This window comes from Aminobacter sp. SR38 (assembly GCF_014843375.1).
GTDB classification, from domain to species: Bacteria; Pseudomonadota; Alphaproteobacteria; order Rhizobiales; family Rhizobiaceae; genus Aminobacter; species Aminobacter ciceronei.
In genome coordinates, this window is sequence record NZ_CP062112.1 from 3,003,049 (window position 1) to 3,015,885 (window position 12,837).

Sequence of the window (12,837 nt, forward strand, 5' to 3'; positions counted from 1 at the left end):
ACAGCATGTTCGGCCGGTTGCCAATCGCCGCGAAAGGGCATTTCGTGATGCGGCGTGACGATTTGCAATCCTTGCGCCGCGTCATACATAAGACGCCAACTTCCACTCGTAACGCGCAAGCCGCCAAACAGGGGCCGCGCGCCATCGGAGCAACATATGTCCAATGAACAGAGCATGCACGCCACGACGATCGTGACCGTGCGCAAGGGCAACAAGGTTGTCATCGCCGGCGACGGCCAGGTCAGCCTCGGCCAGACCATCATGAAGGGCAACGCCCGCAAGGTCCGCCGTCTCGGCAAGGGCAATGTGATCGCCGGATTTGCCGGCGCCACCGCCGATGCCTTTACGCTTCTCGAAAGGCTTGAAGCCAAGCTCGAGCAATATCCTGACCAGCTGACCCGCGCCTGCGTGGAACTGGCCAAGGACTGGCGCACCGACCGCTATCTGCGCCGCCTCGAAGCGATGATGCTGGTGGCCGACAAGAACGTGTCGCTGGCGCTGACCGGTACCGGCGACGTGCTGGAACCGGAATTCGGCGTGATGGCCATCGGCTCGGGCGGCAATTACGCGCTCGCCGCTGCGCGTGCGCTGATGGACACCGACAAGGACGCCGAGGAGATCGCCCGCAAGGCGATGCAGATCGCCGCCGACATCTGCGTCTACACCAACCATAGTTTCGTGGTTGAGACGCTCGACGCGGCATGAGCACGGGCGCCGCAACCTGCTCCGCGGGCGCGACCCTGCCTCCGCAGCGCAGGGCACTGCGACTGCCTGACCGGTTCGATCTTGCGCCGGTCGACGACCGTAACTTCTCGGCATGCGAGCGGGTTGGGCAAGCGATCGATGCGGTCGTCGCCGGGTGGCTCGCCAGCCGCGGCTACGACAGGCTGTTCGTGACGCTGGCTACGCCGGACTTCGCAATGGGCCTGTCCGCGCTTGTTCGCTCGCTGCGGACGGTCAGCGACGTCCCCATTCTTGTCCTTACGCAGGGTGATTTCGTACCCGATGTCGAGGCCGACGACGTGGCATTCCTTGAGGTGCCCCCATTGGTGCGCCTCGGCCACGCCTTCCCTGCCGATGCGCAGCATCTCGCGGTGACGCTCAGCAAGCTATGGGTCTTTTCGCTGACCCGGCCTGCGCGCGTCGCCTTCATCGACGCAGACTGCCTCGTGCTTCAGCCCATCGACGATCTCTTCGACGGTGAGGGCTTCGCAGCGGTGCCCGATCTCTTCATCAACTACAAGACACCCGCCTTCAACGCGGGTGTCTTCGCCTTCACGCCATCCGCCGAAATCAGTCGCGGGCTCTTTCAACGGCTGCCGGAGCTTTCGGTGGGGGACGGCGACCAAGGCATCCTCAACGCCTTCTTTCCCAACTGGCGGCAGTTGCCGCAGGGGCTCAACTTCCTGCGAGCCCATGCGCTCGTGCGCGCGCAGGCCCAGGACCAGGCGATCAGGATCGTGCACTACACGCCCTCGAAGCCCTGGGTACCCGCTCCCGTTTCGCCGCGCGACCCGGTGCTCGCCCCACTCGACGATCTCTGGACAGAGCGGCTGACGCCCGTCGAGCATGTCGCGCTGGTGCGTGATTGGCGGGCACGCCTGGCCACGGCCGAAGCCAACATCGCCTCGTGGATGGGGCCGGACACCGCAAGATTCCTTCAGGACGACATGGATTTTGCCGACGGCAGGAAGCGTCGCAGGCGCGAGCGGCGTTTGAAATACGGGCTTGTCGCGCTTGTAGTCCTGCAGGCAGTGCAAGCAAGTTTTATTGCCTGGATGCTTCTCCATCAGACGAATGCATTGAAGTAAGGGGTTTGTATGACGTCCTACACATTCCGATCCGTCGAGCTGGATGACCTTGATATCCTCGCCGAGTGGCTCTCCGAGCCGCATGTCGCCGAGTGGTGGGACGATCCCGAGACCGAGATCGCTCTGATCAAGGAGCACATCGACAGCATCTCGGTCGAACCGCTGATCATCGAGCTGGACGGCAAGCCGATCGGCTACCTCCAGAGCTACGATCCGCACATGGAGGACGACCATCCTTACCAGGACCAGCCCTTTGGCACGCTCGGCGTCGACCTGACGATCGGCGTGCCGGGACTGGTCGGCAAGGGCCATGGTTCGGCGATCCTCGCCCAGTTCGTCGAGGAACTGTTCGAGGAAGGCGTGCCACGCGTGATCATCGACCCGCACCCCGACAACAAGCGGGCGATCCGGGCCTATGAGAAGGCCGGCTTTGTGGCGTTCGGCACGCGGACCTCTGAATATGGTCCGGCGCTGATGATGGCGCGCGATGCCGACCAGGAGGATTTCGACGCATGAGCAGTGCGCAGGAAATGCTCGCCATATCGCCAGGTGTACTGCGAACAGCGGTCGACAGCGGATTGGTGACGGCCGAACAGGCGCAAGGCCTGCGCGAGCTGGAACAGGCTAGGGCACAGGTGAGGGAGGCGGAGCCGCATGATGACGAGAAGTTCCGCTTCATCAGCGGCTTCTCCGACATCTTCGTGACCATTGGCCTCGGACTTTTCCTCGGCGCACTCGGCTACTTCTCCGGCGACGCAGTTGGCAATGCCGGCATGTTCGCCGTCATCGCCGTGGCGAGCTGGCTTCTGGCCGAATACTTCACCCGCCGGCAGCGCATGGCGCTGCCCAGCATCGTGTTGCTTCTTGTCTATGCCGGGGCGGTGTTTTTCACAGTCGCCGAAGCCTTCAACCCGAGCCTCGGCTTCGGACTAGGGCTCGGCAACCATGGCGGCCTGCCGATCGTCATCGCCGGGCTTGTGACCGCTGTGGCAACCGCATTGCACTACCGGCGTTTCCGGGTGCCGGTGACGATCGCAGCCGGCGTAGCCTCCCTTGTCGCCTCGGCCGTCGGGGTTCTTTTCATGATCGTTCCCGATTTCGCCGAACAAGCGGCCAAGCCGTTGCTGCTGGCTTGCGGGCTCGCTGTGTTCACGCTCGCCATGCGCTTCGACCTGAGCGACCCGCAGCGCCAGACACGTCGTACCGACATAGCGTTCTGGCTGCACATGCTGGCCGCACCGCTGATCGTACACCCGCTGATCAGCGGCCTGGTTGGAGACGGCGGTTCCGACGTCGTCTCGGCCTGGAGCATCCTTGCGATCTTCGTCGGACTGGCGTTGGTCGCGCTCGTCGTCGACAGGCGCGCCATCCTTGTTTCCGGCCTGTCTTATGCCGGCTTTGCCTTCGGCGCGCTGGTCGTGAAGGCAGGGCTGTCGGACAGCGTCGTGCCGTTGACGATGCTGGTGCTCGGCGCGCTGGTGCTGCTGCTCAGCGCCGGCTGGCATGCGTTGCGGCGGGCCATTCTGTCACTGCTGCCCGGCGCCCTTGCGCACCGGCTTCCAGCCCATACATAAGCCCCAACTGAGTATCCGAGAGTATCCACATGTCCACATTCTCCCCCCGTGAGATCGTTTCCGAACTCGACCGCTTCATCATCGGCCAGAAGGACGCCAAGCGCGCCGTGGCGATTGCCCTGCGCAACCGGTGGCGCCGCCAGCAGCTGGAAGGCCAGATGCGCGAAGAGGTCATGCCCAAGAACATCCTGATGATCGGACCTACCGGCGTCGGCAAGACCGAGATCTCGCGCCGTCTGGCCAAGCTGGCAGGTGCGCCCTTCGTCAAGGTCGAGGCGACCAAGTTCACCGAGGTCGGCTATGTCGGCCGCGACGTCGAGCAGATCATCCGCGACCTGGTCGAAATCGCCATCGGCCTGGTGCGCGAAAAGATGCGTGAAGACGTCAAGGCGCGCGCCCACGTCAACGCCGAGGAACGCGTGCTCGAGGCCCTCGTCGGCAAGACGGCGAGCCCCGCCACCCGCGACTCGTTCCGCAAGAAGCTGCGCGACGGCGAACTCGACGACAAGGAGATCGAGGTCCAGGTCGCCGACACCGGCACCGGCGGCATGCCGAGCTTCGACATCCCCGGCATGCCCGGCGGCAATGTCGGCGTGCTCAACATCAATGACATGCTGCAGAAGGCGATGGGCGGCCAGCGCACCAAGTCGCGCAAGATCACCGTCAAGGAATCCTACGCGCTTCTGATCGGCGACGAGTCCGACAAGCTGCTCGACCAGGACGAGGTGGTTCGCCGGGCGCTCGAAGTGACCGAGAACGAAGGTATCGTGTTCCTCGACGAAATCGACAAGATCGCACGCGGTGACGTCCATGGCGGTCCGTCACGTGAAGGCGTGCAGCGGGATCTGCTGCCGCTCGTCGAAGGCACGACGGTTGCGACCAAGTACGGCCAGGTGAAGACCGACCACATCCTGTTCATCGCTTCGGGTGCCTTCCACGTCTCTAAGCCGTCGGACCTTCTGCCGGAACTGCAAGGCCGCCTGCCGATCCGCGTCGAGCTCCGTGCGCTGGAGAAGGACGACTTCCGCCGCATCCTGACGGAGACGGAAGCCAGCCTGATCAAGCAGTATATCGCCTTGATGCAGACCGAAGGCGTCAACCTCGAGTTCACCGACGACGCCATCGATGCGCTCGCCGGCATCGCCGTCGATCTCAACGCCAGCGTCGAGAACATCGGCGCCCGGCGCCTGCAGACGGTGATGGAGCGCGTGCTCGACGAGATCTCCTACGACGCGCCGGATCGTAACGGCACGACAGTGAAGATCGACGGCGCCTATGTGCAGAAGCATGTCGGCGACCTCTCGAGGAACACCGACCTGTCGCGCTTCATCCTCTAGGCCTGGTTCGGCCGGCGCGCCAAACGGGCCGGCCATTCCTTGCGGCAGCTGCGGCAGATGTGGCCGAATGGTTCCAGCCGGCCAGCTTTCGCCTGACACCGGAGACAATATTCTCGACTAAGCCGAGGGCATTTCCTAGTTTGCCCTGACAAAGCTTGGGCAAACAGCAGCACATGAAGCGCGTATTCTTCTCGGCATTTCTCCTGGCGGCGGCCTTCGCCGTTCCGCAAGCATCAGCGGCGACCGTCGTCGCGGCCGGCAACGTGCATGCCGAACAGCCTGATGTGCCGGGTGCCTCGTCCAAGCGCACCAAGGCCGGCAAGACCACCTTCGACGCCAAATACCGCAAGGTCTATGCGCTGCTGCAGAACGACGCCGATTTGCGCGGCAAGATCAAGACCGTGGCGCGGGCTTACGGCATCGACCCGATGCATATCGTCGGCGCCATCGTCGGCGAGCATACCTACAATGTCGACGCCTATGACCGGCTGCAGACCTATTACGTCAAGGCGGTCTCCTATCTCTCCAGCAAGCTGCGCTTCGCCTATGAAGGCGAGGACATCTCCGACTTCATCAAACGGCCGGAATTCGCCGACTGCGCCGGCAAGGCCGGCAGCTACGATTTGTGGGAATGCCGCGAGCGCGTCTGGAACCAGCATTTCCGCGGCAAGACGGTCGGCGGCACCAGCTTCCCCAATGACCGCTTCAGCGCCACATTCTTCCAGCCCTTCTATGCCGGCCAGACTTTCGGCATCGGCCAGCTCAACCCGCTGACCGCACTGCAGATGAGCGACGAGGTCCACACTGTATCCGGCCTGCCCAGGCTCGACGAGAAAGATCCGAATGCCGTCTACAAGACGATCATGGATCCCGACTTGACGCTGCCTTACGTCGCCGCGACGCTGAAGACGTCGATCGACGCCTACAGGAACATCGCCGGCTTCGACATTTCGCAGAATCCGGGGCTGACGGCGACGCTCTACAATGTCGGCAGTCCTGAGGCCCGCGCCTACGCGCTGAAAGCCGAAAACGAGCGACGCCAGGCCGCAGGCGAACCGGCGAAGCTGCCCGAGGAAAACTATTACGGCTGGCTGGTCAACGACCGCCTCAGCGAGCTGCAGGCGCTGTTCTAGGAAAAACTATCTGCGTTTCTTGCGCGCGATCGCCTCGCGGACCTGCGCATTCAGTGCCGCCAGTTCGACATCATTCAGTTCGTCGATCGCTTCGGCCATCAGGTTGGCAAGCTCGGTTGCTGCCGGTGACAATCCCGCCGTGTCGACTACCACCCGTGGATGCGAGCCCTCTGCCAGCTTCTGCAACTCCTCGGCATCATCCCAGATGACGTTGAAGTAGCCGATGATCTTCTGGATCATCGCCCAGGTCGGCACACCACGATGGCCGTGCTCGAGCGCCGAGAGATAGGCGGCGCTGACGCCGATGCCGGCGGCCATGTCCTTCTGGCTGACGCCGCGTTCGCGCCGGAGTTCGCGGATGCGTTCGCCGAGCGGCGTCATGCACCGAGCCTCCGCCTGATCCTGATGTAGAGCGCGCCGGAGCCGCCATGGTGGCGCTCGGCATGGTCCTGGCTCGAAATCAGCATGCGGAACGGCGCGGTGTCGAGCCAGGCCGGTACCATGCGCTTCAGCACGCCGTCGCCGCCCTTCGAATTGCCCTTGCCTGTGATGACCAGAACATAGCGCAGGCCGCCGGCATGCGCCCGGCTCAGGAAGGCATAGAGCAGCGAATAGGCCTCGTCCTGGGTCATGCCGTGGAGGTCGACCCGGCCCTCGATCGGCAGGCGGCCCTTGGAAAGCTTGTCGCGTGTCGGAACGTCGAGCGAATGGGCGACATACTGCCGTTTCGGCGCCTTCGCTGGCGCCGGCGCAGACTGCTCGGCGGCGATTTTTACCGGCATGGGCTCGGCCTTCGGCGCCTCGACCTTGGCAACCTCGGGGATTTCAACCGCTCTTTTGCCCTTGAGCGGCGAGGCGGTGCGGGCGATGACGTTCCACAGCACACGCTCCTCGTCGCTGAGCTTACGATCCCGACGCGTGCTCATCGCTGGCCCACGGCGAGCAGGGATTTCGGCAGAAGCGCAAAGAAATCGGCGTCGTTGCGGACCACGCCGGCGATCTCGCCAGCGTCGAAGCCGGAACCGGCAAACAGGTCACCGCGCGCCGGGCCGGTGATGGCCGAGCCGGTATCCTGGGCAATCATCAGTCGGGCAAATGGCTTGCCACCGAAGGCAGTCAGGCCGGGAGCGGCGATGTAAAACGGCGTGCCGAAGGTGTGCAGCAGACGGTCGACGGCGACTGACCGGCCAGGCGTCAAGGGGACTTTCGCCGCGGCGACCGGGCCAAGTGCGGCGTTCTCGACTTCGGCGTGCCGGAAGAAGATGTAGGACCGGTTCTGCCAAAGGATCTCGTCGACGCGGTCAGGATTGGCCTTGAACCAGGCCCGGATCGACTGCATCGTCACCTTCTCAAGCGGTATTTCGCCGATCCTGGCGAGAATTCCGCCCGGACCGGTGAACCGCTGGCCGGATTTCGCGGCATAGGTCACACGACGCAGCGACCCATCGGTCATGTTCAGCCGGGCGGCACCCTGGACGTGGATAAAGAACGCATCGACCGGATCGGCGACCCAGGCGATCTCCAGGCCCCGGCCGGCGAGCGCACCCTGTTCGATCGTTGGGCGGTCGAAATATTCGATCAGCCCGTCCGGGGTCTGCCTGGCGAAAGCAAGGTAAGGGTCCATGCCGACGGGGCGATTGGTGTCCTCGACATCGACAAGATCAGCCGGGCGCGACAAAAGCGGCACGGCAAACGTGTCGGTGCGAACAGGAGACGCCTCGACGTCTGGTTCGTAAAAGCCGGTGACGAGGCCATGGTCGCGACCTTCGGGTGCGACGAGCGCAGGCTGGAAGTGGCGCTCGAAGAAAGCGCGGGCGTCAGCGCGATTGACAGCCGGTCTTTCGCGGGCCTCCGCGTAAGCGGGGCCAAAAGCGTCGGAGGCGACGCCGAGGGCGCCGCTGCGGTAGGCTTTGGTCAGGACGTGGAAGGCAGAACGGCGGAAAGCCTCAAAGGCGGCCAGCTGGTCATCATCATACCAGGCGGGCAGGTCGCCAAAGCCGACCTGGGTGAATGCGGGCGAGAGCAGCACGGGCTTCGCCCGCCGCGCGCGATCAGTCTTCTTCCTCGGTCGCGACGAGCTTCCAGTTCGGGTCACGCGAGCGGGTGTCGCGGGCAAAGGTCCAGACGTCCTTGACCTCGGCCACTGTCTCCGGATCGCCGTCGATGACCTCGCCGGCCTTGTCGCGGGTCGCCGAAATCAACTCCGAGACGATGCGCAGCGTGACATGAGCCTCACCACCCTTCATTTCAGCCGACACGATGTCGGCCTTGTCGATGCCGACGAAGGAGGACTGGATCTTCTCCGAACGGCCCTCGCGGTCGGCGATGGCGGCGACGAAGCCGTCGAAGACTTCACGCGACAGAAGATTCTTGAGCGTTTTGCGGTCGCCATCGGCATAGGCCATGACGATCATCTCGTAAGCCATCTTGGCGCCGTCGACGAAGCCCTTGGGTTCGAAGGAGGCGTCGGCGTCCTTGATGGCACGCAGGCCCTTGTTCAGCTCGGTGCCCGGCTTGGCAAACGCGTCGATGGCGACATAGGCCTCGTCGGCTGCCTCGCCCGGAGCGCGCTTGCGCTGTGGCAGCGACACGACGTTCTCCGGCTTGCCATTGGCGTCCTGCGGCTTGCTGCGGGCCGCGGTGTAGGGATCGAAGGGCGGACGTTCATTGCCCGTACGGCGTCCAAGCACGTTGCGCAGCTGGAAAAAGATCACCACCGCCGCGATCAGAAAGAAAATCGTGCCGAAATCGAAGAATTCCATATCTTCCGCCGATCCGTCCCTTGTTCGCGGCCGAAGCCAGCTTATGTGCCATTCGCCGGCGCCGCATCTGTGCCGCGCCCGTAGCCCTTGCATATAGAACGCATGCGCCGATCATTCAAATTAAAGGCGCAGCACCCTATCTAAAGATGTATGCACTATGCCTGTGACCGCATCTGGCTGTCACGTCAACTCAAACCGGACGGATCGACGCTCTTCATGCTGCCCCTCCTGCTCCTTGCCCTGCCTTTGCTCGAGATTGCCGGCTTTGTGGTGGTCGGCAGCGAAATCGGCGTGCTTGCGACCATCGGCCTGATCCTGCTCAGCGGCATCGTCGGCTCGATCCTGCTGCGCGTCCAGGGTTTCGGCGTCATGACCCGGATCCGCAATGAGATGGACGCCGGCCGCGATCCGTCCAAGGAACTGGCCAATGGCGCGATGATCGTTCTGGCCGGCATCCTGCTTTTGATTCCCGGCTTCATCAGCGACATCATCGGCATCCTGCTGTTCCTGCCGCCGGTGCGGGCGCTGGCCTGGCGCTTTCTCAGCAAGCGGGTGCGTTTCAGCACCGATTTCGGCGGCTTTGCTCGCCGTGGCGGCCCGGCAGGAGGCAAGACCATCGACCTTGATGAGGACGACTTCACGCGCCAGCCGGACCCGAATTCGCCGTGGCGCTCGATCCGCGACGAGTAGTCGAGCGACTTCCAGCGCCGGCAAAACCTTGTCTTGGCATGCCGAGCGTGCTAGCGAACCGCGGATTCCAATCCGGGCCGCGTCGCGGCCAAGCCAAGAGGACATGGGCTAATGGCCACGAATGAAGCGCCTGAAGGCGCCAACGGCAACGGTAATGCACAGCAGCCCACGCTCAACGTGCTGGCGCAGTATGTGAAGGACCTCTCCTTCGAAAGCCCCGGCGCTCCGAATTCGCTGCGCGGCCGCGACAAGGCTCCCGGCATCAACATCAACGTCAACGTCAACGCCAACCCGATGACGGACAAGCAGTTCGACGTCAACCTGACGTTGAGTGCGAAGGCTGCCTTCGACAAGGACGTGCTGTTCAACGTCGAGTTGGTCTATGGCGGCGTGTTCCGCATCGACGGCTTTCCGCAGGAGCACATGCTGCCGCTGCTCTTCATCGAGTGCCCGCGCCTGCTGTTCCCGTTCGCTCGTCAGATCATCGCCGAAGCGACCCGCAACGGCGGCTTCCCGCCGCTGATGCTCGACCCGATCGATTTCGCCCAGATGTTCCAGCAGAAGATCGCCGAGGAACAGGCCGCTTCCAAGGTCAAGGTCAGCTAAGACCCCACGCCTTCAAGCGTCATCAATCAAAAGCCCGGCCTCAGCGCCGGGCTTTTTTTGTCGTGGGGGTTCAGCTCGGTTCGGCGGGCGCCAGCAGCTTGGCCCAAAGGGCCTTTTCGCCAAGGCCGCCGACGAGCTTGTCGTGGGCGGCGAGCTCGGCCTCGGTCAGGCGTGGCGGCAACGGCTCGGGGCGCGTGGCGACGACGATCTCGATCTGCCTGGTGTTGCCGCCGCCATTGCCTGACGAAAAACTCTCCAGCACCAGCGCCGACTGCTTGCCGCCGATCAGTTCGATGTAGACTTCGGCCAGCAGTTCGGAGTCGAGCAAAGCGCCGTGCTTGGTGCGGCGGCTGTTGTCGATGCCATAACGCCGGCACAATGCGTCGAGCGAATTCGGGCCCATCGGGTGCTTGCGGCGGGCCAGCGCCAGCGTATCGATGAGACGGTCGGCTTGGATTGCCGGCTGCTCGAGCCGGGCGAATTCGGCATTGATGAAACCGAGATCGAAGGTGCCGTTATGGGCGACGAGTTTGGCGCCATCGATGAACTCTAGAAATTCGTCGATGATCTCGGGGAAGGTCGGTTTGCCTTCGAGATCGGCGTTGGAGATGCCGTGCACGTCCTGCGCGTCGGGGTGGACCTGGCGCCCCTGCGGGTTGATGTATTTGTGGAAGGTGTTGCCGGTCGGGAAGCGATTGATCATCTCGATCGCGCCGATTTCGATCACACGGTCCTCGCGGTTGTCGAGGCCGGTGGTTTCGGTATCGAAAATGATCTCGCGCAACAGCTGATTCTCCTTGGCCGACAGCATGCCCTCCCGGGCAGCCGGCGAACAAGTGCGGCGATTCGCCTGTCTAGGGCTTTCCCACCGTCAATTCGGCGATGATGGCCTGAACCGCGGCCCGCGCCGGCTCCAGGCCGTTGCCGGTGTCGACGATGTAGTCGGCAAGCTTGCGCTTTTCGGCGTCGGGAACCTGCTTGGCATGGATCGCCTCGAATTTCTGCTCGCTCATGCCAGGGCGCGCCAGCACGCGCTTACGCTGCACATCGGCAGGCGCGGTGACCACCACCACCTTGTCGACCCGGCCCCGGCCATTGGTCTCGAACAGAAGCGGGATGTCGAGGACGGCGATCGGCGCGCCGGCGGCGCGGTTGCGTTCGAGGAACGCGTTGGCATCAGTGCGGACCAGCGGATGGATGATGCTCTCGAGCTTCTTCAGCGCCACCGCGTCGCCCAGTACATGGCGGGACAGCTCGGCGCGATCGACGACACCGCCCTTCACCGTGCCCGGGAAGGCAGCTTCGATCAAAGGGGCCGCCAGACCAGCATAGAGGCGATGCACCGCCTCGTCGGAATCGTGAACCGGAACGCCTGCGTCCGCGAACATTTTCGCCGTCGTAGACTTGCCCATGCCGATGGACCCGGTCAGGCCGAGAACGATCATGTCTTGGCGTCCAGGTCGGCGACGATGAGTTTGCGCAGCTCGGCTGTCACTTCCGGCCGGCGGCCGAACCAGCGCTCGAAACCCGGGACCGCCTGGTGCAGCAGCATGCCGAGCCCGTCGACAGTCTTCAGTCCGCGCGCCCTGGCAGCCGCAAGCAGCGGGGTTTCGAGCGGCACATAGACGATGTCGGTGACGATGGCGTGGTCGGGCAGGGTGGATGGGTCGGCGGGCAGGCCCTCATTGCCATGCATGCCAAGCGCTGTGGTGTTGACCAGCAGCGACGCATCGCCAAGCAGCTCCGCGGTTGCCGCCTGCGGATGCGCACTGATGCCATCGCCGAACTGGTCGGCAAGTTCCACCGCACGTGCAACAGTGCGGTTGACGACGCGGATGTTGGTGAAACCGCGCTGCTTGAGCGCGTGGATGATCGCCCGCGAAGCGCCGCCGGCGCCCAGGACCACGGCGACGTCACCAGTCGAAGCCCAACCCGGCGAAAGATGGTCGAGATTGGCGGCAAATCCATAGGCATCTGTATTGCCGCCCCACAGCACCCCGTCCTCCAGCCACACGGTGTTGACCGCACCAATCTGCTCGGCGGCCTCGTCGCGGCGTTGGACCGCAGCGAAAGCAGCTTCCTTGTGCGGGATGGTGACGTTGCCACCACGCAACCCAGCCGCGGAAAGGCCGCCGATGAAGGCTCCGAAATCCCCGGGCGCAACATCGATCGCGGTGTAGCTGCCGTCAATGTCGTAACGCTTCAGCCAATGACCGTGGATTTTCGGCGAGCGCGAATGCGCGATCGGATGGCCGCAGACGAACGCCTTCAACTCAGCCATCGATGGCCCCGAGCTGACGCAATTCCTTGAGTACCGGCAACAGCGGCAGGCCGACGATGGTGAAGTGGTCGCCCTCGACCTTGTCGAACAGCTGGATACCTTCGCCTTCGATCTGGTAGGCGCCGACGCTCGACAGCGCCTTCTTGCCGACACGGGCGAGGTGGCGGCCGATGAAGGCCGGATCGAGCGCGCGCATGGTCAGCGAGGCAATCGCCACGTGACGCCACAAGGTTTCGCCGTCGCGCACCAGCACCACGGCGCTGTTGAGCTGATGGGTCTTGCCGGACAGCTTGAGCAGATGGCGGCGGGCGCCTTCCATGTCGTCAGGTTTGTGGAACACTTCGCCGCCGAGCGACAGCGTCTGGTCACAGCCAAGCACCAGCCGGCCGGGATGCTCCTCACTGACGGCAACCGCTTTGGCTTCGGCCAGGACGAGGGCGACCTCCTCGGGCGTTGCACCGCTTTCGGCCAGCGGCGCTTCCAGCGCCCGTTCGTCGAGGTCGGCCGGGATTGCGTCGACTGGAACGCCGGCATTTTCGAGCATGGCTTTGCGGAAGGGGCTTCCGGAAGCAAGGATGAGTTTTTCGGTCACTGGCTTTACCTGAAAACGAACCGCGCGGCGGCGTTGTTGGGTGTTTTTGGT

General features: G+C 63.9%; 16 protein-coding genes. 8 read left to right on the forward strand and 8 right to left on the reverse strand.

The window, feature by feature from the left end:
- Positions 1 to 156 precede the first annotated feature (156 nt).
- The 6 genes from hslV to IG197_RS14670 all read left to right on the forward strand — a co-directional run bounded on the left by hslV (position 157) and on the right by IG197_RS14670 (position 5,855).
- Positions 157 to 705, forward strand: a complete 549-nt coding sequence (gene hslV, locus IG197_RS14645) for an ATP-dependent protease subunit HslV (RefSeq protein ID WP_067955773.1) — start codon at positions 157 to 159, stop codon at positions 703 to 705.
- Positions 702 to 1,811, forward strand: a complete 1,110-nt coding sequence (locus tag IG197_RS14650; RefSeq protein ID WP_192312831.1) for a glycosyltransferase — start codon at positions 702 to 704, stop codon at positions 1,809 to 1,811. The genes hslV and IG197_RS14650 overlap by 4 nt, the downstream gene beginning before the upstream one ends.
- Before the next feature lie 9 nt (positions 1,812 to 1,820).
- Complete coding sequence (locus IG197_RS14655) at positions 1,821 to 2,327, forward strand: GNAT family N-acetyltransferase (protein WP_192312834.1); 507 nt, start codon at positions 1,821 to 1,823, stop codon at positions 2,325 to 2,327.
- Positions 2,324 to 3,385: a hypothetical protein gene (locus IG197_RS14660; protein WP_192312837.1), complete on the forward strand. Its 1,062-nt coding sequence runs from the start codon at positions 2,324 to 2,326 to the stop codon at positions 3,383 to 3,385. The genes IG197_RS14655 and IG197_RS14660 overlap by 4 nt, the downstream gene beginning before the upstream one ends.
- A 29-nt stretch (positions 3,386 to 3,414) precedes the next feature.
- Positions 3,415 to 4,722: an ATP-dependent protease ATPase subunit HslU gene (gene hslU, locus IG197_RS14665; protein ID WP_067955779.1), complete on the forward strand. Its 1,308-nt coding sequence runs from the start codon at positions 3,415 to 3,417 to the stop codon at positions 4,720 to 4,722.
- Positions 4,723 to 4,895: 173 nt separating this feature from the next.
- Complete coding sequence (locus tag IG197_RS14670; RefSeq protein ID WP_192312840.1) at positions 4,896 to 5,855, forward strand: DUF1402 family protein; 960 nt, start codon at positions 4,896 to 4,898, stop codon at positions 5,853 to 5,855.
- A gap of 6 nt (positions 5,856 to 5,861) precedes the next feature.
- Here the strand turns inward: IG197_RS14670 and IG197_RS14675 are convergent, their stop codons facing one another.
- The 4 genes from IG197_RS14675 to IG197_RS14690 are packed head-to-tail and all read right to left on the reverse strand — an operon-like array spanning position 5,862 to position 8,617.
- Complete coding sequence (locus IG197_RS14675) at positions 5,862 to 6,236, reverse strand: helix-turn-helix domain-containing protein (RefSeq protein ID WP_115730016.1); 375 nt, start codon at positions 6,234 to 6,236, stop codon at positions 5,862 to 5,864.
- Positions 6,233 to 6,781 (reverse strand): Smr/MutS family protein, encoded by a 549-nt coding sequence (locus IG197_RS14680; protein ID WP_067955785.1) that lies wholly within the window; start codon positions 6,779 to 6,781, stop codon positions 6,233 to 6,235. Before IG197_RS14680 ends, IG197_RS14675 begins: the two co-directional genes overlap by 4 nt.
- Positions 6,778 to 7,884, reverse strand: coding sequence for a murein transglycosylase A (locus IG197_RS14685; protein WP_192312842.1), 1,107 nt, complete (start codon positions 7,882 to 7,884; stop codon positions 6,778 to 6,780). Before IG197_RS14685 ends, IG197_RS14680 begins: the two co-directional genes overlap by 4 nt.
- A 22-nt stretch (positions 7,885 to 7,906) precedes the next feature.
- On the reverse strand, positions 7,907 to 8,617 hold the full coding sequence (locus IG197_RS14690) for a Tim44/TimA family putative adaptor protein (RefSeq protein ID WP_067955788.1): 711 nt from the start codon (positions 8,615 to 8,617) through the stop codon (positions 7,907 to 7,909).
- 216 nt (positions 8,618 to 8,833) lie between these two features.
- On the opposite strand from IG197_RS14690, the gene IG197_RS14695 reads away from it, so the two are divergent.
- Entirely contained in the window at positions 8,834 to 9,307 is a 474-nt protein-coding gene (locus IG197_RS14695; protein ID WP_192312844.1) for an FxsA family protein, read from the forward strand.
- A 111-nt stretch (positions 9,308 to 9,418) separates the two neighbouring features.
- Positions 9,419 to 9,913 carry a protein-export chaperone SecB gene (gene secB, locus IG197_RS14700; protein ID WP_067955790.1) on the forward strand — a complete coding sequence of 165 codons (495 nt, stop codon included), beginning with the start codon at positions 9,419 to 9,421 and terminating at the stop codon, positions 9,911 to 9,913.
- A gap of 70 nt (positions 9,914 to 9,983) precedes the next feature.
- Here secB and dnaQ read toward each other — a convergent pair whose 3' ends face one another.
- The 4 genes from dnaQ to IG197_RS14720 all read right to left on the reverse strand — a co-directional run bounded on the left by dnaQ (position 9,984) and on the right by IG197_RS14720 (position 12,786).
- Entirely contained in the window at positions 9,984 to 10,697 is a 714-nt protein-coding gene (dnaQ, locus tag IG197_RS14705) for a DNA polymerase III subunit epsilon (RefSeq protein WP_192312846.1), read from the reverse strand.
- A gap of 70 nt (positions 10,698 to 10,767) precedes the next feature.
- On the reverse strand, positions 10,768 to 11,358 hold the full coding sequence (coaE, locus tag IG197_RS14710) for a dephospho-CoA kinase (RefSeq protein WP_067955792.1): 591 nt from the start codon (positions 11,356 to 11,358) through the stop codon (positions 10,768 to 10,770).
- On the reverse strand, positions 11,355 to 12,194 hold the full coding sequence (locus IG197_RS14715) for a shikimate dehydrogenase (protein WP_192312848.1): 840 nt from the start codon (positions 12,192 to 12,194) through the stop codon (positions 11,355 to 11,357). Before IG197_RS14715 ends, coaE begins: the two co-directional genes overlap by 4 nt.
- On the reverse strand, positions 12,187 to 12,786 hold the full coding sequence (locus tag IG197_RS14720) for a Maf-like protein (protein WP_192312850.1): 600 nt from the start codon (positions 12,784 to 12,786) through the stop codon (positions 12,187 to 12,189). The genes IG197_RS14715 and IG197_RS14720 overlap by 8 nt, the downstream gene beginning before the upstream one ends.
- Positions 12,787 to 12,837 lie beyond the last annotated feature (51 nt).

Bases quoted from the DNA above. Each gene is read 5' to 3' on its own strand.
- IG197_RS14660 (WP_192312837.1), top strand. From the start codon at position 2,324: ATGAGCAGTGCGCAGGAAATGCTCGCCATATCGCCAGGTGTACTGCGA.
- IG197_RS14655 (WP_192312834.1), top strand. From the start codon at position 1,821: ATGACGTCCTACACATTCCGATCCGTCGAGCTGGATGACCTTGATATC.
- IG197_RS14670 (WP_192312840.1), top strand. From the start codon at position 4,896: ATGAAGCGCGTATTCTTCTCGGCATTTCTCCTGGCGGCGGCCTTCGCC.
- IG197_RS14650 (WP_192312831.1), top strand. From the start codon at position 702: ATGAGCACGGGCGCCGCAACCTGCTCCGCGGGCGCGACCCTGCCTCCG.
- IG197_RS14715 (WP_192312848.1), bottom strand. From the start codon at position 12,194: ATGGCTGAGTTGAAGGCGTTCGTCTGCGGCCATCCGATCGCGCATTCG.
- IG197_RS14675 (WP_115730016.1), bottom strand. From the start codon at position 6,236: ATGACGCCGCTCGGCGAACGCATCCGCGAACTCCGGCGCGAACGCGGC.
- IG197_RS14695 (WP_192312844.1), top strand. From the start codon at position 8,834: ATGCTGCCCCTCCTGCTCCTTGCCCTGCCTTTGCTCGAGATTGCCGGC.
- hslU (WP_067955779.1), top strand. From the start codon at position 3,415: ATGTCCACATTCTCCCCCCGTGAGATCGTTTCCGAACTCGACCGCTTC.
- IG197_RS14680 (WP_067955785.1), bottom strand. From the start codon at position 6,781: ATGAGCACGCGTCGGGATCGTAAGCTCAGCGACGAGGAGCGTGTGCTG.
- coaE (WP_067955792.1), bottom strand. From the start codon at position 11,358: ATGATCGTTCTCGGCCTGACCGGGTCCATCGGCATGGGCAAGTCTACG.
- hslV (WP_067955773.1), top strand. From the start codon at position 157: ATGTCCAATGAACAGAGCATGCACGCCACGACGATCGTGACCGTGCGC.
- IG197_RS14690 (WP_067955788.1), bottom strand. From the start codon at position 8,617: ATGGAATTCTTCGATTTCGGCACGATTTTCTTTCTGATCGCGGCGGTG.
- secB (WP_067955790.1), top strand. From the start codon at position 9,419: ATGGCCACGAATGAAGCGCCTGAAGGCGCCAACGGCAACGGTAATGCA.